Below are 19522 nucleotides of genomic sequence, written 5' to 3'. Positions count from 1 at the left end.
CCCTCCGAAGAGGCTCTCGACGCCCCGCTCAGCCCGCCGGATCTCTCCGACGAACCGGGGCCTGCTACTGGGCGCTCCGGTACCTACCCAGGCGGGACTCACACCCGCTGGCCTGATCCAGCTTTCAGGACGCACCACCGGCCGCATCCTAGCCGCCGGGCTCCGCGACCCACCGCCCCCGGATGGAGACTGCCCGACAGTCCTGCTCCGAACGGAGCAGAGCCGCAACCTCGCCCCGCGACGGCCGCCGCGAACCGCGGCGCGGGGACACCGTGTCGTGTCTGCCTGCCGCTCGTCGGCGCCCCGCCGACGCCCGGCCGCTCCCGGTGATCACCGGCTGGGAACGTGCAGGCGTGCAGACCGTGACATGATCACCGTCTCGGCACCCGGAGGCGCACATGCGACTCCTGGCGGTTCCCAGGCGATGATCATGAAGGCCCAACGCGCCGGCATTCGCCTCGCTCGGGCCGGGGGCCCGGAACCTGGCCGGATCCAGCCGCAGGCCGGCCCGGGCCCGGAACGGGATAGGGCGGCAGGCACGTCCGGCAGGGTAAACGGTCGTGGTGATCCGTCTCAGCGTGCCGGTCCGCGTCAGGTGCCGATCGTCGCCACCGCCGTGGCCGCCTCCGGCCCCCGGTCCAGCAGCACCCGGAAGCCGGCCTCGTCGAGGATCGGCACCCCGATCTCCAGTGCCTTGTCGTACTTCGATCCCGGCGACTCCCCGGCCACGACGAACGCGGTCTTCTTCGACACCGAGCCGGCCGCGCGGCCACCGCGGGCGGTGATGGCCTCCCGGGCCTCGTCGCGGGAGAAGCCCTCCATCGACCCGGTGACGACGATCGACATCCCGTCCAGCGTGCGGGCCACCGAGTGGTCGACCTCGTCGACCATGCGGACCCCGGCCGCACGCCACCGGGCGACGACCTCGCGGTGCCAGTCGACGGAGAACCAGTCGCGCAGGGCGGCGGCGATCGTGGGGCCGACGCCCTCCACCCCGGCGATGGGCGCGAGCGCGGCGGCGAGCGCCCTCGCCCGGGTGCGGACCTCGGCCCGCGCCGCCTTCTCCGCGGCCAGCGCCTGCTCCTCGGCGGACGGCTCGGCCGGGCCGTCCCCGGCGCCCGTCCCACCGGTGGACGCGTCGGCGGATCCCGGCGCGTCCACCGGTGGGACGCCGGCACCCGCGGTGGCCGGCTCTGGCGCGGGGGCGTCGTCCGCCTCGGCGGCGGAACCGTCGGAGGTGATGGCGAGCCCGGCGGCCTCGGTGGCGCGGGCCGCCTCCGCGGCGGCCGCCTCGATGGCGTCCATCGAGGTGAACTCCCGGGCCAGCGCCTGCGCGGCCGTGGGGCCGACATGCCGGATCGAGAGCCCGACGAGCACCCGCCACAAGGGCCGGTCCTTCGCCGACTCGAGGTTGGCGAGCAGCTTGTGGCCGTTGGCCGAGAGCACCCCGGCCTTGGTGCGGAACAGGTCGGTGGCCAGCAGGTCGGCCTCGGTGAGCGCGAAGACGTCGCCCTCGTCGCGCACCACGCCCGCCGCGAGCAGCGCGACCGCGGCCTCGTACCCCAGGCCCTCGATGTCGAACGCCCCGCGCCCGGCGACGTGGAACAGCCGCTCCCGCAGCTGCGCCGGGCAGGAGCGCGAGTTGGGGCAGCGCAGGTCGGCGTCGCCCGCCTTCTGCTGGGCGAGCGCGGTGCCGCACTCCGGGCAGTGGGTGGGCATGACGAACGCCCGCGCGTCGTCGGGCCGCAGCTCGACCACGGGCCCCAGCACCTCGGGGATCACGTCGCCCGCCTTGCGGATGACCACGCGGTCGCCGATCAGGACCCCCTTGCGCTCGACCTCGTGGGCGTTGTGCAGCGTGGCCATCGACACCGTGGAGCCGGCCACCACCACCGGCTCCATCACCGCGAACGGGGTGACGCGCCCGGTGCGGCCCACGTTGACCTGGATGTCGAGGAGCGTCGTCGTGGCCTCCTCCGGCGGGTACTTGAACGCGATGGCCCACCGCGGCGCCCGCGACGTGGAGCCCATCCGCCGCTGCAACGCCACCTCGTCGACCTTGACGACCACACCGTCGATCTCGTGCTCGATGTCGTGGCGGTGCTCGCCCCAGTACTCGACGTGGGCGACGACGGCGTCGACGTCGTCGAGCACCACCGAGCGCCCCGAGACCGGCAGGCCCCAGGCGCGCAGCGCGTCGTATCCCTGCGACTGGCGCTGCAGGGTGAGGCCCTCGCGCCTGCCGAAGCCGTGGCAGATCAGCCGCAGGTTGCGCGACGCGGTGACGCGCGGGTCCTTCTGCCGCAGCGACCCGGCCGCGGTGTTGCGCGGGTTGGCGTACACCGGCTTGCCGGCCTCGACCATCTGCGCGTTGAGCGCCTGGAAGTCCTCCAGCCGGAAGTAGACCTCGCCGCGCACCTCGACCAGCGCCGGTACCGGGAACTCGTCGGTGCCGGTGAGCAGCGACGGCACCTCGACCAGGGTGCGCATGTTGAGCGTGATGTCCTCGCCGGTGCGCCCGTCGCCGCGGGTGAGGGCCCGGGTGAGCCTGCCGCCCTCGTAGAGCAGGTTCACGGCGAGCCCGTCGATCTTGAGCTCGCACAGGTAGTGCACCCGCCCGGTATCGCTCACCGGGCCGATCTCGCGCGCCACCCGCTCCGCCCAGGCGCGCAGCTCGTCGGCGGCGAACGCGTTGTCCAGGCTCATCATGCGCTCGAGGTGGTCGTGCGCGGTGAACTCGGTGGAGAAACCGCCGACCCGCTGGGTGGGCGAGTCGGGCGTGACCAACTCCGGGTGCCGCTCCTCCAGCTCCAGCAGCTCGCGCCACAGCGCGTCGAACTGCCCGTCGGAGATCACGGGCGCGTCGAGCACGTGATAGCGGAACAGGTGCCCCGCGACCTCCTCGGCAAGGGTCGCGTGACGATGCGCGGGGTCGGGCGCGGGGGCTTCTGGACTCACGTGTCGCAGGCTATCGAGACACCCCGACGTTCTCCCGCGACGCTCGCTGTCACATGAAGTTGCGGGTGTGCAGCGCGGAGAGCTCGGCGGCCTCGTCGGGCGGGAAACCCAGCCGGGTCAGCCGCCGGCGGCGACCCTCGTCCATCACGCGGTGCAGCTCCTGCACGGCGTCGTGGCCCCGGGCGATCGCCTCCGGGGTCCAGGCGCCCGCGGCGAGCACCACCAGGGCGTCGAGGACGTCGGCGTTGAGGCCCGCGGTGTCGGCGAGCGCGTCGTGGCGGCGCTCGACGGCGGCGCGCAGCTTCCCGCGCAGCGAAGGGTCCAGCGCCGACTGGTGTTCCAGGTGCGCCACGCCGAACGCGACGTGCCGCGCCTCGTCCACCCGGGCCAGGCGGGTGACCTGGCGGGTCACCGGGTCCGGGGCGTGCTCGTCCAGGAACGACAACAACGCCAGGAAGCTGCCCTCCCCGAGCACCGAGAGCAGGAACGAGGCGAGGGAGAAGTCCGGCTCGGTGAGCAGCGTCATCAGCGACGCCCGCCCCCCGGCGGAGGAGGTCCCCATCTCCCCGCCGTGCAGCAGCGCGCGGCGGGTGAACACCTCCACGTGCCGCGCCTCGTCGGCGGTCTGCACCGCCAGCAACTGCTGGACCTCGCGGAAGTGCGGGTGCACCCTGGCGAGCAGCCGCGCCGGGATCACGAGCGCGGCCTGCTCGTTCTCCACGAGGTAGGTCATCACCTGCACCACGGCCGACTCGACGTCCGGCGGCGGCCGCTGCCCCGCGGACCAGTCGACGGCCGTGGCCGGGTCCCACTGAGCCGCCGCGGCGTGCGCATAGAGGCGGGGCGCGAGATCGGCCCAGACGACGTCGCGGTCGTCGAGGTCGAACGGGCCACCCGACTGCGCCGGCGGCGGGCCGCTCGTCTCCACCAGCGCGCCCCGTGCGGCCAGGCCCCAGTGCACGGGCGGTCGGCGCACGATTCCGTCCACCGCCGGCCCACCGGCCCGCTCCGCGCCCGCCCAGCGCTGTTCCGCGGCAGGCCCGCGCGCGACCGTCCAGCCGCCGTGCGGGTCGGCCGTGAAGCCGTGCCCACGGGCCCGGCACCAGGCCCGCAGGTGCACGCCGAGCGCCGGGTCGCCGCCGACGACGTGGACGGTGGGCCGCGCGCGCAGCGCCCGGTCGACGAGCAGGTGGGCACCCCGTTCGAACCCCAGCCACCCGAGATCGAGCGGGGCGCCCCCGGTCACGGCCGGTACTCCGGGGCTGTCACCGCACCCGTCCCGTCGTAGAACCCCGCCTCGTCCACCGCGGCGTCCAGCAGCTCGAAACCGCTGGTCCGCCCGACGCGCCAGGCCCGCAGCCCCTCCAGGTCGAGCAGGGGACGCACCTGCGGGTCGTCGTAGGACATCGCCAGCAGCAGCGCCACGAACCGGTCGGCGAGCTCGGCGGGTGCGGTGTCCACGATCGTCATCGTGCAGTGGTCGTAGGTCCCGGTCTGGCCGAGGATCCGGGTGCCGCCGGCCGGCAGCGTGCCCTCCCGGGTGAACAGCAGGTGGTTGCCGTCGATCATGCAGGCGGCGTCCACCTCCCCGGCCACCAGCGCGCGGGCGGCGTCGCGCTCGCCACCGACGTGGTCGCCGTGCAGTCCGACCCCGACGTCGAACCGGCGCACCGACGGCTCGGCGCCCTCGGCCCGCAGGTACGACAGCGGGATCAGCGTGGCCTGCGGGGAGTCGACCGCACCCACGCCGACCGTGCGCCCCGTGAGCTCGGTCAGGGACTCGATCCCGGAGTCCGCGCGCACGACCACCACCGACGTCAGGTCCTGGTCGGTGTCGCGCATCACCGCCGAGGTCACCGTGCGGCCACGCGCCGCGGCGAGGCGCTGCGAGCGCAACCAGGCCAGCGGGGAGTTCCAGGCGGCGTGGATGCGACCGTCGACGAGGTCCTCGACCTGGCGCTCGTAGTGGGAGTAAAGGACGAAGTCGACGTCGAGGCCCTCGGCCCGGAACCACTGCCGGAAGCCCTCCCAGATCGTGACGACCTTGGGGTCGTAGGCGACCGCGCCCATCAGCAGGGTCGTCATCAGGCGTCCCCGAGCAGCGGCAGGCCGAGCGTGGCGCGGCCGACGAAGTCGCGCAGCGCGTCGGTGGTGGGGGCCATCACGCGGGCGGCGAGCGAGTCGCGGAACCGCCGCTCCACACCGACCTCCTTGCGGAACGCCGCCCCGCCGCACAGCCGCAGCACCCCGTCGGCGACCTCCGAGGACGCCTCGGCCGCGACGGCCATGACCTGCAGTACACGCAGCGTCGCGTCCGGGCGGCCCTCGGCCAGCGCGGTGAGGGTGTCGGCGAGGAACGCGCGGGCCTCGTCGGCACGGGTGCGCAACCGGGCGAACTCCACGCGCGGGATCGGCTGCTGGGCCAGCGTCTGGTCCAGGTGCTCCAGCCGCGACGAGGTGAGGTGGGCCGCCGCGGACCCGACGAGTGCCTCCATCAGGCCGACCGAGAACGCCGCGTTGCCGACCAGGAACGTGGGCAGCACGACACCGAGTGCGATGTCGAGGCCCGCGCCGTCGTCGCCGAGCCCGGCCGTGGCCGCGACCGGCACCCCCTCGGCGCGCACCGGGTTCGACGAGTTGCCGCGCAGGCCCAGCCCGTCGAACGGGGCGGCCACGCTCAGGCCGGCCGCGTCCGCCGGGACCAGCCACAGCGTCATCGGGCCGTCGGCGGCGAGCGGGCGGCTCGACCACACGTAGCTGTCGGCCTGCCCGGCCGAGGTGATCCAGCTCTTCGCGGCGTCGAGGCGCACGGCGTCGCCGTCGGTGGTGGCCGTGCCCAGGGGCGTCCAGAAATGGCTGCGTGAGCCCGCCTCGGAGAGCGCGAGGCTGCTCACGTGCTCGCCGCGGGCGATGGCCTCCCGTACCTCGACGGGGCCGTGCGCCTCGATCACCGAGACGGCGGCGTAGTGCATGAGCACGACCATCGCGGTCGAGCCACAGGCCGCGGCGATCTCCTCGACGACGCCGGCAACGTCGGCGAGGGAGCCGCCGCCCCCGCCCACGTCCGGGGAGCTGAACAGGCCGAGGAAGCCGGCAGCTCCCAGGGCGTCGAGCGCGGCGCGCGGGTAGGCGCCGGTGCGGTCGGTGTCGGCCGCGGCCGGGGCGATGACGTCGTCGACGATCGCGGCCAGCGCGGCGGTTCGGTCGAGCACAGCAGAACTCACGGGATGCTCCTCGCGGTGCGACCGCGCGGCTCAGCCCGGTGGGGCACCGCCGTCGCGGTCGGGAAGGTCCGCCCGGACCGGGCGGTGGGGTCGGGTGCGTCAGCGGCGTCGCAACACGGCGGACCTCCCCTCTGCGGCTGCCCCGGAAGCTACCGCGACCCCGGTCGGGCTGCAGCCCACGCTCCGCTCTCAGCCCGCCGCGGTCGCGCGGAACGTGCGCCGGTAGGCCAGCGGGGACACACCCCGCTCGCGGACGAAGTGCTCCCGCAGCACCGCTGCCGACCCGAAGCCCGAGTGCCGGGCCACCTCCTCGACCGCCAGGTCACCGGTCTCCAGCATCCGCTCGGCGAGACGGATGCGCTGCGCGGTGAGCCAGGCGTAGGGCGTGGTGCCGGTGTGGGCGCGGAACCGGCGGGCGAAGGTGCGCGGCGACAGGTTGGCCCGCGCCGCGAGCGCCTCCACGGTGAGCGGCTGGGCGGCGTTCTCGGCGGCCCAGGCCAGCAGCGGGCCGAGCAGGTCGTGTGTGACGGGCACGGGCTGCTCGATGAACTGCGCCTGACCGCCGTCGCGGTGCGGGGGCACGACCATGCGCCGGGCGATCGCGTTGGCGACCTCCCGGCCGTGGGCCTGGCGGATCAGGTGCAGCGAGGCGTCGATCCCGGCCGCCGTGCCGGCGCTGGTGACCACCGGGCCCGCGTCGACGTAGAGCACCCCCGCGTCGAGGTCGACCTCGGGATAGCGGCGCGTGAACTCCTCGGCGTGCAGCCAGTGGGTGGTGGCGCGGCGCCCGTCGAGCAGTCCGCAGGCGGCGAGGGTGAACGCCCCGGTGCAGTGGGCCAGCACCCGCGCCCCGCGGCCGATCGCGGCGTGCAGCGCGTCGGCGAGCGCGGCCGACGGCAGGTCGGGGCCATCGCTGCCGGTGATCACCACCAGGTCGGCCGTGGCGAGCCGCTCCAGGCCGTGGTCGGGAAGGACCCGCAGCCCGGTGTCGGTCCGTACCGGGCCCGGGTACTCGCCGACGACGGCGTAGTCGAAGCACGGCAGACCGGCGTCGGCGCGGTCGTAGCCGAAGACCTCGCTGAAGACCCCGAGGCTGAAGGTGCCCACACCGGGTTGCGCCACCGTCGCGACGTCGCGCAGCTGCCATCGGTCCATTTTGGCAGGATAGCAGTGAAAGTAGTCCTTCCTGCCACTCGTCGACCGGCGGCGATCCGCGCAGGATCGACACCATGTTCACTGCCTACTGCCCCCGCCACGGCGCCCGCGTCCTGCTCTCCGAGCGGCGGATCCTGGCCGTCCACAACACCCCCGACGGCATCGTCGTCGAGGCCGAGTGCCACGACGGCGCGCGCCTCTTCACCGTCACCGGCCGCCAGGTGGCCGACGACGCGGCCGACCGGGTCCAGCGGGCCCGCCGGGCCGTCGCCACGGTGCGGCAGCGGCGGCCCGCCGGGGCCGGCACCGCCGGGTAGGGCCCCGGATCAGCGGCGGTCGGGTCCGTCCTCGTCGGGCGGGTCGAGGAAGGCGCGGCCCAGCTCCCGGGAGAGTTCCAGGGCGCGGCGCGACCACGCCGGGTCGGCGCCGGCGAGCCCGCAGGTCGGGGTCGGGACGCACAGCGTCGAGAGCCGCACGCGGTCGAAGCCGAGGCGGTCGGCCAGGTCGAACGCCGGACCGGCGAGGTCGCGAGAGCGCACCGGGTGCCCGGGGTCCAGCGCCGGCACCAGCCCGAGCAGCAGCGGCGTGCCCGCGTCCCAGACGGCGCCGAGCTCGTCGAGGGCGGCGGGGACCGCGGTGCGGCCGCAGATCGCGGGACGGGTGGCATCGATGCCGATCCCCGCCGCGCCGACGTCGGCGAGCAGCGGTACCGGCGGCCGGTCGGCGCAGCAGTGGAGCACCACCGGCACACCGACGCCGTCGATCAGCTCGCGCAGCACGTCCTTCGCCGCGGACCCCGACACCGCGCGCACGGTGCCGTAGCGCGACGGCGTCGGCACCAGCCCGCCCAGCACCTGTGGCAGGCCGGGCTCGTCGAGCTGGAGCACGACCTGTGCGCCGGTGCGGGCGGCGACCTCCGCGACGTGCTGGCGCAGCCCCTCCAGCAGGCTCGCGGCGAACTCGCGGACCGCCCCGCGGTCGGACAGCACGGTGTGCCCGGAGCGCACCTCGACCGACGCCGCGAGCGTCCAGGGCCCGGCCGCCTGCACCTTCACCCAGCCCGGACGGACCGGCTCGCAGGCCTCGTCGAAGGCGTCGAGGTCACCGCGGAGCAGGTCGACGGCGCGGCGGTGGTCGGCCCCCGGTCGGGATGCGACGCGGTATCCGGAGGGCCGCACCTCCACCGCGATGTCGACGAGCAGACCCGCGGTGCGCCCGATCATATCGGCGCCGACGCCGCGGACGGGCAGCTCGGGCAGGTGCGGGAACAGCGGCAGCTCGCCGGTGACGGTGGCGGCGGACTCGCGCACGTCGTCGCCGGGCATGGAGCCGACGCCGGTGGCGACGCCCGCGGGCCAGCGGGGCCGCTCGACGGGCTCGTCCGGCTCGTCCTGCACGACGGTGACCCCGCTGGGGGTGGGCCGCGCGTCTCCCAGCCCGGCCGCCGCGAGCGCCGCGGCCAGCGGGTCCTCCCGCTCGGGCGGGGCCGGGGCGAGCCCGGCGGCGGCGAGCGCGGCAGCCAGCGGATCGTCGGTGCTCATGTGCGCTGTCTACCAGGCGCGAACCCGGGCGTGCGGCGGCGCATGGCGTGCCCGGCCCTGCGGGGGCGGGCGCCGCGGAGGCAGTGGGCGCCGCGGAGGCAGTGGGCGCCGGCACCACGAGCCCCGAGGCCAACTGCACGAGCAGCGGCGGGCCGCAGGACCGGTCGTCCGGCGCCTGCAGCCCGGCGTCAGCTGATCGGCTGGGCCGCCGCCCCGACGAGCGGCGGGCCGACCGGAGCCGGCCGCCCGATCACCCCTCGCGCGCGGACCCCTCGCGCGCGCCACGGTGGTCCGCGCGCTGCCGGCAACGCGCGAACCACCCTCCGGCGCGCCAACCACCCACCGGCGCGCGAACCACCCTCCGGCGCGCGAACCACCCTCCGGCGCGCCAACCACGCTCCGGCGGGAGCGGCACGTCGGGTGCCGAGGCGCGGCCGGGAGCTCACCCGGCGAGCGCCTGGCCGATCCGTGCCGCCTGCAGCGTGAGGTGGTGGCGCTCGGCGAGGGTGGGGGCGGACCGTGCGGCGGCGGCGTACAACCGGGCGGCGGCGGGAAGGTCGCCCGCCTTCTCGTGCAGGTGGGCGGAGGCGGCGTCGTAGCGGGGCAGACCGGGGTCCACGGCGGCCAGCGCCGCGAGCCCGGCCGCGGCGCCGTCGGCCTCCCCGACCGCGACGGCCCGGTTGAGCGCCACGACGGGGCTCCCGGTGAGCCGCAGCAGGTCGTCGTACCAGCCGACGACCTGCACCCAGTCGGTCTCCTCGGCGCGCGGGGCGTCGGCGTGCAGGGCGGCGATGGCGGCCTGGGCCTGGTACTCGCCGAGCCGGTCGCGGGCCAGTGCCGCCTGCAGGATCGCGACGCCCTCGGCGATGAGCGCGGTGTCCCAGCGGGACCGGTCCTGCTCGGCCAGCGGCACCAGGCTGCCGTCGGGCCGGGTCCGCGCCTGCCGCCGGGCGTGGTGCAGCAGCATCAGCGCCAGCAGGCCCGCGTTCTCCTCGTCCCCGGTCCCCCCTGCCCCGGTCCCCCCTGCCCCTGTCCCCCCTGCCCCTGTTCCCCCGCTCCGGGACAGCGTGACCAGCTGGCGGGTGAGTCGGATCGCCTCGGCCGCGAGGTCGACATCACCCGTGTAGCCCTCGTTGAAGACCAGGTAGAGCACCCGCCGCACGGTCGCCGGGTCACCGGGCTCGTCGAACCGCACCCCGGCGACCGTGCGCTTGGCCCGGCTGATCCGTTGCGCCATCGTCGCCTCCGGCACCAGGTGGGCCCGGGCGATCTGCCGCGTGGTCAGGCCGCCGACGGCCCGCAGCGTGAGCGCCACCGCCGAGGTCGGGGTCAGCGACGGGTGGGCGCACAGGAAGAACAGTGCCAGCGTGTCGTCCGCGGCCTCGGTCGGGCCGGGCGGCGGCTCGGACTCGATCCGCCGCTCCCGGTCGCGGCGGGCGATCTCGGCCCGGTGGGCGTCGAGGAACCTGCGCCACGCCACGGTGACCAGCCAGCCCTTCGGGTCGGCGGGCTCCCCGCCGGGCCACGTCAGCGTCGCCTGGATCAGCGCCTCCTGCACGGCGTCCTCGGCCGTCGCGAAGTCGACCCCGCGGCGGACGAGGACGCCGATCACCGCGGGGGTCAGCTCCCGCAGCAGCAGGTCGTCCATCAGTGGCAGTCGGTGACCGTGGGCGCGGCGGTGAGGAACGGCCGGACCTCGAGCCACTCGTGGATCGGCTTTCCGCCCGCGCCGGGGGCCGCGGACAGCTCGCCGGCCAGGGCGAGCGCCCGCTCGTGGCTGTCGACGTCGATGATCATCCAGCCGGCGATCAGGTCCTTGGTCTCGGCGAAGGGCCCGTCGGTGACCGGCGGCCTGCCCTCCCCGTCGTACCGGACCCAGACGCCGTCCGGCGAGAGCGCCTGGCCGTCGACGTACTCCCCGCTGCCCTCGAGCCGGGCGGCGAAGTCGGACATGTACCGCACGTGGTCCTCGATCTCCTGCGGGGTCCACCGGTCCATCGGGACGTCGTTGACGGCGTCGGGGGCGCCCCGGTAGTGCTTGAGCAGCAGGTACCTCATCTGTCGGTCCTCCTCGTCGCGGTGCGGCCCCGGTGGCCGCATCCGGCACTGGGACGGAGCCACCGGGCCGTTCTCGACATACTCTCCACAGGATTCTCGACGGCTCCGGCACCCGCGGGCGGCGTCAGCGGGCGGTGGTGATGCGGGCGCTGCCCAGCACCACGTCGCCCGCCGGGTCCTCCCGGTACAGCGCCACCGCCTGGCCCGGGGCGACCCCGCGCAACGGCTCCCGCAGCTCCACGCGCACCGACGCACCCGGGCCCGGTGCGGCCACCGCGGCGGCCAGCCCCCCGTGCGCCCGGACCTGGGCGACGCACTCCACCGGCCCCGCGGGCGCCGTGCCCGTTGCCCACACCGCGGCCGCGGCGTCGATCGCGCGCACGTCCAGCGCCTCGGCCGGACCGACCCGCACCGTGCCGGTAACGGGCTCGATACCCAGCACGTAGCGGGGGCGCCCGTCGGCGGCGGGGGCGTCGATGCCCAGGCCCTTGCGCTGCCCCACCGTGAAGCCGTGCACGCCGTCGTGGCGGCCCAGCTCGGCGCCGGTGGCGTCGTCGACGAGCGCACCGGGACGGGTGCCGATCCGGGAGCCCAGGAACGCGCGGGTGTCGCCGGAGGGGATGAAGCAGATGTCGTGGCTGTCGGGCTTGTCGGCCACGAGCAGCCCGCGCTCGGCCGCCTCGGCGCGCACCGCGGGCTTGGGCGTGTCACCGAGCGGGAACATCGCGTGCGCCAGCTGGCGGGGGGTCAGGACCGCGAGCACGTAGGACTGATCCTTGTCCGCGTCGACGGCCCGCCGGAGCCCGCCGGAACCCAGCCGCGCGTAGTGCCCGGTGCAGACGGCGTCGAAGCCCAGCCCGAGCGCCCGGTCCAGCAGCGCCGCGAACTTGATCTTCTCGTTGCAGCGCAGGCACGGGTTCGGCGTCTCGCCCGCCGCGTAGGACGCCACGAAGTCCTCGACCACGTCCTCGGCGAACCGGGCGGCGAAGTCCCACACGTAGAACGGGATGCCGAGCACGTCCGCGGCCCGCCGGGCGTCGCCGGCGTCCTCCTTCGAGCAGCAGCCCCGCGACCCGCCGCGCAGCGCGGCCGGCGTCTCCGACAGCGCGAGGTGCACGCCGACGACGTCGTGCCCGGCGTCGACCGCCCGCGCCGCGGCGACGGCGGAGTCGACGCCCCCGCTCATGGCGGCCAGGACCCTCATGTCACCGGCCCGGTCCCGCCCGCCGGGCCCGGTCGACGACCTGCCCGATGACCGCGGCCACCGCGTCGACGTCCTCCGCGGTGGTGGTGTGCCCGAGGGAGAAGCGCAGCGAGCCGCGGGCGGTGGCCTCGTCGGCGCCCATCGCGAGCAGCACGTGGCTGGGCTGCGCGACGCCCGCGGTGCACGCGGAGCCGGTGGAGCACTCGATGCCGTGGGCGTCGAGCAGCATCAGCAGGGAGTCGCCCTCGCAGCCGGGGAAGCTCAGGTGCGCGTTGCCGGGCAGCCGCGACGGCCCGCCGTCGACGGTGCCGGCGCCGGGGTCGCCGTTGAGCGTGGCGTCGCCGACCCCGGCCAGCACCTTGCCGACGAGGTCGTCGCGCAGCCCGGCGAGCATCGCGGCGCGGCGCGGGGCGTCGGCGACCGAGAGCTCCACGGCGGTGGCCAGCCCGACGACGGCCGGGGTGTCCAGCGTGCCGGAGCGGACGTCGCGCTCCTGCCCGCCGCCGTGCAGCAGCGGCGTGAGCTCGACGGTGCGGCCCAGCAGCAGCGCGCCGGCCCCGTAGGGGCCGCCGAGCTTGTGCCCGGTGAGCGTGAGCGCGTCGGCACCGCAGGCGGCGAAGTCGACCGGCAGGATCCCGACGGCCTGCACCGCGTCGGTGTGCAGCGGTACGTCGAAGGAGTGCGCGACCTCGACCAGCTCGCGGATCGGGTTGACGGTGCCGACCTCGTTGTTGGCCCACATGATCGAGACGAGCGCGACGGTCTCCGGGGACTGCGCGAGCGCGGCCCGCAACGTGTCCGGGGTGACGCGGCCGGTGCCGTCGACGTCGAGGAGCACGACCTCGGCGCCGGAGTGCTCGGCGAGCCACTGCGCGGAGTCGAGCACGGCGTGGTGCTCGATGCCGGGGACCAGCACGCGGGTGCGGCGCGGGTCGGCGGCGTGGCGCGACCAGTACATGCCCTTGACGGCGAGGTTGTCGCTCTCCGTACCACCGGTGGTGAGCACGACCTCCGAGGGCCGTGCGCCCACCGCCGCCGCGATCCGTTCGCGGCTCTCCTCGACCTCGCGGCGCGCCCGGCGACCGGCCGAGTGCAGCGACGATGCGTTGCCGGTGCGCGAGAGCGCCTCGTACATGGCGGCGACCGCGCCGGGGAGCATCGGCGTGGTGGCCGCGTGGTCGAGGTAGGTGGGGCGCGGTGAAGTCGTCACGTCCTGCACTTCCCGTTGCTGCGCCGGTGCACCGGGGCCGCGGTCCGGCCCGGCCGGACCGGCCGAGGATCGGCTCACAGGGTAGTCGCCCGATCAGGGCGCAGCGCGTCAGGCGGCGACCGGTTCGGGATGCGGCACCGGTCGGTGCGCCGCGACCACCGGATGCGCGACGCCGGTGACGCCGGACACCGCCGCCGCCGTGGCGGTCGCGAGCTCGCGGCGGTCCCCCGCGTCCGGCCCGATGGCGGGCAGCACCGTCAGCTCGCAGACCAGCCCGGGCTGGCTCAGCACCCGGCACAGCGAGTCCCACAGCGTCTGGTCGCCGACGAAGGCGCCCGCCGGGGTCGCCGTGCCGTCGGGCAGGCGCAGGACGAGGGCCACGGGCCGGACGGGCACCCGAGCGTCGATCGCGGCCTGGAACCCGGCCCGGCGGAACGTCCCGGCCGCGGCACCGCACCAGGTCGTGCCCTCCGGGAACACGCCGACCACCGCACCCGCTCGCAGCGCGTCGGCGGTCGCGGCGACGGTGCGGGGCAGGTCGCGCAGGCCGGTGCGGTCGACGAAGAGGGTGCCGATGCGCGCGGCGAGCCCGCCGATCACCGGCCACGCGGCGACCTCGCGCTTGGCCTGCATCCGGATGGGCCCGGCGGCGTGCAGGGCCAGCACGTCGATCCAGGACAGATGGTTCGCGACGACGAGCGCCCCGCCCGGACCGTCGTGCAGCGGGCCGGCGGTGTGCAGCTGCACCCCCGCGGCGCGCAGCGACCGGGCCGCGGCGGCCCGGACCCAGCGTTGCTGGGCCCGCCCGCGCAGCAGCGCCACTCCGACCAGCGTGACGGCGAGGACCGCCACCAGCGACCCCAGCCGGAGCGCGAACCGGACGGGCCCGGTGCGGAGCCCGTCCGCGGGAACGGGCAGGCACTGGGGCCCGCAGACCGGCACGGGTACCCAGGCGCCCGCAGGGGCGCACGGATGCCCCGACACGCGCGCCCGCAGACCCCGACTCGCGGGGAGGGTCACGACGGCTCGCCCAGGAAGAAGCGGGCGTAGCGGGGGTCCATGTGGTCCAGCCCGAGCAGCACCGGGAAGTCGGCGCAGTCGAAGTCGGGATCGTGGGCCGGGGCACCGCACACCCAGGCGCCCAGCCGCAGGTAGCCGCGCAGCAGCGGCGGCAGCGGCGCCCGCCCGGCGGCGGTGGCGACCTCCCACGGCCGGTGCGGCGTGACGCGGTAGCGCTCGGGGGCCAGGTGCTGCGCGCGGACCCGTTCGTCCACCGACGCGGCGAGGCCGCCGCCGTCCGCCAGTGGCACGCTCGCGCAGCCGATCAGCCACCGGTTGCCGGTGAGCAGCATGTAGCGCGCGATCCCGGCCCACACCAGGTTGATGACGGCGCCGTCGCGGTGGTCGGGGTGCACGCAGGAGCGGCCGGTCTCCACGAGCGATCCGCGCAGCGGATCGAGGGCGTCGATCGCGAACTCGCCCTCGGCGTAGAGCGCACCCGCGGCCCGCGCGCGCTCCGGCGGCAGCATCCGGTAGGTGCCGACGATCTCGCCGGTGACGTCCTCGCGGACCACGAGATGGTCGCAGAACGCGTCGAAGCGGTCGACGTCGAGCCCCGGCTCGGGGCTGTGCAGCACGGCGCCCAGCTCACCGGAGAACACCCGGTGCCGCAGCCGCTGCGCGGCCCGCACCTCCGCGTCGTCGGTGGTGAGCAGGAGTGAGTAGCGCGACGCGGCGGCCGGCGGGGTCGCGGCGATCAGTTGCGAGGACGTCACGGGCTCTTGGTAGCCCCCCGAGGTGGCCCGGACCCCTCCCCCTCATTGCAGGAAGGCCACCTTCACGCAACCAGATGGCGTGAAGGTGGCCTTCATGCACTGTGAGCCGGTGTCAGCTCTTGCGCTTGGTGATCTCGTCCTTCAGTTGCGGCGCCACCGTGAACAGGTCGCCCACCACGCCGTAGTCGGCGATCTCGAAGATCGGCGCCTCGGCGTCCTTGTTCACCGCGATGATCGTCTTGGACGTCTGCATCCCGGCGCGGTGCTGGATCGCACCCGAGATGCCCAGCGCGATGTAGAGCTGCGGCGACACCGTCTTCCCGGTCTGCCCGACCTGGAACTGGTGCGGGTAGTAGCCCGAGTCCACCGCCGCGCGCGAAGCACCGACCGCGGCACCGAGGGTGTCGGCCAGGCCCTCGACGACGCCGAAGTCGTCGGCCGAGCCCACGCCGCGCCCGCCGGACACGACCACGGACGCCTCGGTGAGCTCCGGGCGGTCCCCGCCGACGATCGGCTCGCGGCTGGTGACCGTGGCGCTGCGCCCGTCGACGGACACCGCGACGGTCTCCTCCGCGCCCGCACCCGCAGCCGGCTCGATCTCCACCGAGCCCGGACGCAGCGTGATCACCGGGTGTGCGGTGTTCGCCTTGGCCTCGGCGACGAACGCGCCACCGAACACCGAGTGCGACACCGCGTCGCCGGAGATGCCGACCACGTCGTTGAGCCACGCCGAGTTCGTGCGCACCGCCAGCCGCCCGGCGATCTCCTTGCCGTCGGCGGACACGCCGATCAGCACCGCTGCGGGCGCGGCCGACTCGACCAGCGCGGCCAGCACCGACACCTCCGGCGTCAGGAACGCCGCGTCGTCGGTCTCCGCGACGTAGATCTTCTCCGCCCCGTGCTCCTTGAGCCCGTCGGCCAGCTTCGCCGCCGTGCCCGCCGGGCCGACCACGACCGCGGACGGCTCACCCAGCGTGCGGGCGGCGGTCAGCAGCTCGAACGTCGACTTCTTGATCTCACCCTCGAGGTGGTCGACGAGGACCAGAACCTCAGCCATGGGGTCTTCTCCTTCTACTCGTCGAACCGGACTCAGATGAGCTTCTGGGACACCAGGAACGCGGCGATCTTCGACCCGCCGTCGCCCTCGTCATCGACCTTCTCGCCCGCGCTCTTGGGCGGCTTCGGCGCGGCCGAGGTCACCGCGGACAGCGCGCCTGCCAGCCCGACCTCGGAGGCGTCGATCCCGGCATCGGCCAGCGACAGCGTGGCCACCGGCTTCTTCTTCGCCGCCATGATCCCCTTGAACGACGGGTAGCGCGGCTCGTTGATCTTCTCACCGACCGAGATCACCGCCGGCAGCTCGGCGGAGAGCATCGTGATGCCCTCGTCGGTCTCGCGCTTCACCGTGATCGACGAGCCGTCGACGGTGATCTCGCGGGCGTGGGTGAGCGCCGGGAAACCCAGCACGTCGGCCACCATCGCACCGATCGCGCCACCGCGGCCGTCGGAGGCCTCGTTCCCGGCGATGACCAGGTCCACGCCCTCGACGGTGCCGATCGCCTTGGCCAGCGCCTTCGCGGTGCCGACCGCGTCCGTGCCGGCCAGCGCCTCGTCCGAGAGGTGCACGGCCTTGTCCGCGCCCATCGACAGCGCCTTGCGGATCGCGTCGGTGGCCCGGTCCGGGCCCATCGTCAACACGGTGACCTCGGAGCCGTCGTTGGCCTCCTTCAGCACCAGCGCCGCCTCCACCGCCCGCTCGTTGATCTCGTCGAGCACGGCGTCGGTGGCGTCCCGGTCCAGGACACCGTCCGACGGGTTCAGCTTGCGTTCGGAGTAGGTGTCGGGCACCTGCTTGACGAGCACGACGATGTTCATCGGACCTCTTCGACCTCCTGCCGGTGCGGGCGTGTGCCGCGGGTGGGTCTGACCGGGCGCGCCGGATACGTGTGACAGCGCCCGCGGATGAAACGACTCTGCCACCCGCTGTCGCGTCTCGGCGCGGCGGGCGACCGTACGCGACATTGTTACCGGGCGGTATCCACCGGGCAAACGCTCCACGTGGTGAAACTGCTCACCGCGCACCGGTCACCGAACCGAACCGGCGCAGGCGTGGGCGTCGACGTCACGATGCCGATAAGATCAGCGCGCGTGCCCCCGGAACGGCCGGAGTGGTCGGCGAGAGGGGACACGACCCGTGGTGGTCACCGGATACGACGACCGGCATGGTTGCGGCTACGTGCTCAGCACGGGCACCGATGCCGCCGAGGTCACACCCCACACCCAGGCGGTCACCCACGAGGGCCTTCTCGTGCGCGCGACACCGGAACTGGCCGCGGCCCTGCGGGACGCGCTCGCCCACCGTCCGGTGGCGCTGCTGGGCTGGTCGGGACCCGAGGTCCCGCTCACCTTCGACGACCGCGTCCTGCTGGCGTGGTTGCGGCACACCGTGGGCGGCGTGCTCACCGTCGCGGGTGGTCCGGCGGGTCCGCACCGCTGACCCGACCGCTGCCGCCGGTTTGCGCCCCGCCCACACCGGGAAGCCTGTCACCAGATCGAGTGAACGGCCGTTCGGTGTCCCCCGGGTGGCCAGCACCGACCGAAACGGAGACACCCCGATGCCGATCCTGAACCGCATCCTCGGCGCCGTCCGCGGCGCCGCTTCCGGTGGTCGTGGCGCGCCCGGACGTGGCCGGCCCGCGCCGGGAGGCACGTCCGGCGCTCCGCACGGTGGGGCGCCCCGGTCGGGTCGCGGGTTGCTGAGCACGCTGCTGAACAGCCCCCGTGGTGGCCGACCGCGCATCTGACGACCGCACCTACCGAACGGCACCCCCGCGCACCTCGCGGAGGGTGCCGTTCGCACGAGCGACACCGAGCGCGAGTTCGCCGAATGCGAGAGCCTGATCGCGCGACAGCCGTGCCAGCTCGGCTCGCGTGGTTCTGGCCGCACGCCGGGCAAGGCCGAGTCGGTCGCCGTCGAAGTCCGCAACGGCGCCGGCGGACCGCCGACGCCGAGCAGCCCGCCGTGCCTCAGAGCCTGTTGGCGAACTGATCATGCGGCCTGTCGATCCTGCTGTCGGGGTGGTGCTGGTGCGCGGTCGGTGCCCCAGCGTGGCGGGGGTGGTCCTCCGGATCGTTGGGCTACGAGTTGTCGGGTCATGATCGCGGTGGTGGCCCACCAGATCATGGCTTCGTGATGCTCGGGCCGGCGTTCGTAGTCACGGACCAGGCGACGGTGGCGACACAGCCAGCCGAACGTACGTTCCACGACCCAGCGGCGCGGGAGCACGACGAACCCGCGGACGTCGTCGGTGCGCTTGACCACGGTGACCGCGAGCGCCAGCACGGCTGCGGCCCAGGTGACCAGCCGTCCGGCGTAGCCGCCGTCGGCCCACGCGAGGGTGATGGTGGAGAACCGTTCGCGCAGCAGGGCCAGCAGGCGGTGGCCGGCGTCGCGGTCCTGCACGTTCGCAGCGGTGACCAGGACCGCGAGTAGCCACCCGTTGCTGTCGACCGCGACGTGCCGCTTGCGGCCCTTGATCTTCTTCCCGCCGTCGTAGCCCGAGCTGGCCGCCCCGACGGTGTCCGCGCCGCGCACGGTCTGGGAGTCGATGATCGCCGCGGTCGGTGCCGGAGCACGGTCTGCGCTCACCCGGAGCCGGTCGCGCAGCGCGTGGACGATCCGCTGGGGCAGGCCGCGGGCGGCCCAGCGTTCGAAGAACGCGTACACCGCCTCCCACGGCGGGAAGTCCGCCGGGAGTGCGCGCCACTCGATGCCGTAGCGGACCAGGTAGCGGATCGCGTCCACGACCGCGCGCAACCGGTGGGCCATCGGGCGTCCGCCCGGGCCGCGGCGCAGCTCGGCCATCACCGCCCGGGCCTGCGGGCCCAGAACCTCCCACTCCGCGTCGGTGGTGTCCGAGGGGTAGCGGGTGACACGGTGCGCGCAGCCGCACCCGTTCACCGGGCAGGGTGGTCGGGCGGTCGGGGGCGTGTCGGGCGTGGCCGTGAGGTTCGAGACGAGGTAGACAGACATCCTGAGGGCTTCTGGACGGGCGGACTTCGACATCCAGATCCGTCCAGAAGCCCTCACCGAGCCCGGGCGGGACACGCCGCACGAGCCGTGATCATCGCCGAACATCACCGCCACAGCGCCGACGGGGCCTACGTGATCAGTTCACGAACAGGCTCTCACTCCCGAGGCCCGTCAGCTCGCCGACGGGCGACGCGCCGGCTTCACCGAGCCCGTCGCCTGCGGGGTGTTGGCCGCCGCCGAGGGTGACGATGGCGGCGTCATCGGCGGTGACGATGTCGTCGGCGTGAGCAGGCCCCGTCGGCGTGGTGCCGGACGGGGCCTGGTCGTCGGGGTGGCGCGGTCGTGGTCATCGCGCCGGGTCGGG

The 19522-nt window shown here is 74.9% G+C and carries 17 protein-coding genes; 2 read left to right on the top strand and 15 right to left on the bottom strand.

Annotated elements, in window-relative coordinates:
* Nucleotides 1-591: 591 nt before the first annotated feature.
* From ligA to Q1K26_RS03280, 5 genes are all read right to left on the bottom strand, one after another.
* The gene (gene ligA, locus Q1K26_RS03300; RefSeq protein WP_300007636.1) at nt 592-2958 is read right to left on the bottom strand and encodes an NAD-dependent DNA ligase LigA; all 2367 of its coding nucleotides are present in this window, start codon (nt 2956-2958) and stop codon (nt 592-594) included.
* A gap of 49 nt (nt 2959-3007) precedes the next feature.
* Entirely contained in the window at nt 3008-4204 is a 1197-nt protein-coding gene (locus tag Q1K26_RS03295) for a ferritin-like domain-containing protein (protein ID WP_300007635.1), read from the bottom strand.
* Nucleotides 4201-5043: a PhnD/SsuA/transferrin family substrate-binding protein gene (locus Q1K26_RS03290; RefSeq protein WP_300007634.1), complete on the bottom strand. Its 843-nt coding sequence runs from the start codon at nt 5041-5043 to the stop codon at nt 4201-4203. The genes Q1K26_RS03295 and Q1K26_RS03290 overlap by 4 nt, the downstream gene beginning before the upstream one ends.
* A complete protein-coding gene (locus tag Q1K26_RS03285) occupies nt 5043-6182 on the bottom strand; it encodes an acyl-CoA dehydrogenase family protein (RefSeq protein ID WP_300007633.1) in 1140 nt (379 codons plus the stop codon). Before Q1K26_RS03285 ends, Q1K26_RS03290 begins: the two co-directional genes overlap by 1 nt.
* 189 nt (nt 6183-6371) lie before the next feature.
* Nucleotides 6372-7337 carry a helix-turn-helix domain-containing protein gene (locus Q1K26_RS03280; RefSeq protein WP_300007631.1) on the bottom strand — a complete coding sequence of 322 codons (966 nt, stop codon included), beginning with the start codon at nt 7335-7337 and terminating at the stop codon, nt 6372-6374.
* Nucleotides 7338-7411: 74 nt separating this feature from the next.
* Between Q1K26_RS03280 and Q1K26_RS03275 the strand changes: the two genes are divergently transcribed.
* The gene (locus Q1K26_RS03275; RefSeq protein WP_300007629.1) at nt 7412-7654 is read left to right on the top strand and encodes a hypothetical protein; all 243 of its coding nucleotides are present in this window, start codon (nt 7412-7414) and stop codon (nt 7652-7654) included.
* A 9-nt stretch (nt 7655-7663) separates the two neighbouring features.
* Here Q1K26_RS03275 and Q1K26_RS03270 read toward each other — a convergent pair whose 3' ends face one another.
* From Q1K26_RS03270 to Q1K26_RS03230, 9 genes are all read right to left on the bottom strand, one after another.
* Nucleotides 7664-8878 (bottom strand): methionine synthase, encoded by a 1215-nt coding sequence (locus Q1K26_RS03270; RefSeq protein ID WP_300007628.1) that lies wholly within the window; start codon nt 8876-8878, stop codon nt 7664-7666.
* Nucleotides 8879-9320: 442 nt separating this feature from the next.
* Nucleotides 9321-10526 carry a DUF6596 domain-containing protein gene (locus tag Q1K26_RS03265; RefSeq protein ID WP_300007627.1) on the bottom strand — a complete coding sequence of 402 codons (1206 nt, stop codon included), beginning with the start codon at nt 10524-10526 and terminating at the stop codon, nt 9321-9323.
* Nucleotides 10526-10936, bottom strand: coding sequence for a YciI family protein (locus Q1K26_RS03260; protein WP_300007626.1), 411 nt, complete (start codon nt 10934-10936; stop codon nt 10526-10528). Before Q1K26_RS03260 ends, Q1K26_RS03265 begins: the two co-directional genes overlap by 1 nt.
* Nucleotides 10937-11060: 124 nt before the next feature.
* The gene (gene mnmA, locus Q1K26_RS03255) at nt 11061-12140 is read right to left on the bottom strand and encodes a tRNA 2-thiouridine(34) synthase MnmA (RefSeq protein ID WP_300007625.1); all 1080 of its coding nucleotides are present in this window, start codon (nt 12138-12140) and stop codon (nt 11061-11063) included.
* 1 nt (nt 12141) lies between these two features.
* Nucleotides 12142-13350 (bottom strand): cysteine desulfurase family protein, encoded by a 1209-nt coding sequence (locus Q1K26_RS03250; RefSeq protein WP_300007624.1) that lies wholly within the window; start codon nt 13348-13350, stop codon nt 12142-12144.
* A 108-nt stretch (nt 13351-13458) separates the two neighbouring features.
* Nucleotides 13459-14334, bottom strand: a complete 876-nt coding sequence (locus Q1K26_RS03245) for a lysophospholipid acyltransferase family protein (RefSeq protein WP_300007623.1) — start codon at nt 14332-14334, stop codon at nt 13459-13461.
* Nucleotides 14335-14366: 32 nt separating this feature from the next.
* The gene (locus Q1K26_RS03240; RefSeq protein ID WP_300007622.1) at nt 14367-15125 is read right to left on the bottom strand and encodes a GNAT family N-acyltransferase; all 759 of its coding nucleotides are present in this window, start codon (nt 15123-15125) and stop codon (nt 14367-14369) included.
* A gap of 112 nt (nt 15126-15237) precedes the next feature.
* Nucleotides 15238-16182, bottom strand: a complete 945-nt coding sequence (locus Q1K26_RS03235; RefSeq protein WP_300007621.1) for an electron transfer flavoprotein subunit alpha/FixB family protein — start codon at nt 16180-16182, stop codon at nt 15238-15240.
* Nucleotides 16183-16214: 32 nt separating this feature from the next.
* Entirely contained in the window at nt 16215-17000 is a 786-nt protein-coding gene (locus tag Q1K26_RS03230) for an electron transfer flavoprotein subunit beta/FixA family protein (protein ID WP_300007620.1), read from the bottom strand.
* A gap of 319 nt (nt 17001-17319) precedes the next feature.
* Here Q1K26_RS03230 and Q1K26_RS03225 point away from each other — a divergent pair, with 319 nt between their 5' ends.
* Nucleotides 17320-17622, top strand: coding sequence for a hypothetical protein (locus tag Q1K26_RS03225; RefSeq protein ID WP_300007619.1), 303 nt, complete (start codon nt 17320-17322; stop codon nt 17620-17622).
* Nucleotides 17623-18174: 552 nt separating this feature from the next.
* Here Q1K26_RS03225 and Q1K26_RS03220 read toward each other — a convergent pair.
* Nucleotides 18175-19158 (bottom strand): IS5 family transposase, encoded by a 984-nt coding sequence (locus Q1K26_RS03220; RefSeq protein ID WP_300007618.1) that lies wholly within the window; start codon nt 19156-19158, stop codon nt 18175-18177.
* Nucleotides 19159-19522: the final 364 nt, after the last annotated feature.

This window comes from Pseudonocardia sp., from assembly GCF_029263155.1.
Taxonomy (GTDB): Bacteria; Actinomycetota; Actinomycetes; order Mycobacteriales; family Pseudonocardiaceae; genus Pseudonocardia.
Note: the sequence above shows the minus strand (reverse complement) of the source record. Positions and strands in the feature narration are given on the sequence as shown.

Coding starts and splice junctions, on each gene's coding strand:
- Q1K26_RS03235 (WP_300007621.1), bottom strand. CDS start 16,182: ATGGCTGAGGTTCTGGTCCTCGTCGACCACCTCGAGGGTGAGATCAAG.
- Q1K26_RS03275 (WP_300007629.1), top strand. CDS start 7,412: ATGTTCACTGCCTACTGCCCCCGCCACGGCGCCCGCGTCCTGCTCTCC.
- Q1K26_RS03280 (WP_300007631.1), bottom strand. CDS start 7,337: ATGGACCGATGGCAGCTGCGCGACGTCGCGACGGTGGCGCAACCCGGT.
- mnmA (WP_300007625.1), bottom strand. CDS start 12,140: ATGAGGGTCCTGGCCGCCATGAGCGGGGGCGTCGACTCCGCCGTCGCC.
- Q1K26_RS03230 (WP_300007620.1), bottom strand. CDS start 17,000: ATGAACATCGTCGTGCTCGTCAAGCAGGTGCCCGACACCTACTCCGAA.
- Q1K26_RS03265 (WP_300007627.1), bottom strand. CDS start 10,526: ATGGACGACCTGCTGCTGCGGGAGCTGACCCCCGCGGTGATCGGCGTC.
- Q1K26_RS03220 (WP_300007618.1), bottom strand. CDS start 19,158: ATGTCTGTCTACCTCGTCTCGAACCTCACGGCCACGCCCGACACGCCC.
- Q1K26_RS03260 (WP_300007626.1), bottom strand. CDS start 10,936: ATGAGGTACCTGCTGCTCAAGCACTACCGGGGCGCCCCCGACGCCGTC.
- Q1K26_RS03290 (WP_300007634.1), bottom strand. CDS start 5,043: ATGACGACCCTGCTGATGGGCGCGGTCGCCTACGACCCCAAGGTCGTC.
- Q1K26_RS03270 (WP_300007628.1), bottom strand. CDS start 8,878: ATGAGCACCGACGATCCGCTGGCTGCCGCGCTCGCCGCCGCCGGGCTC.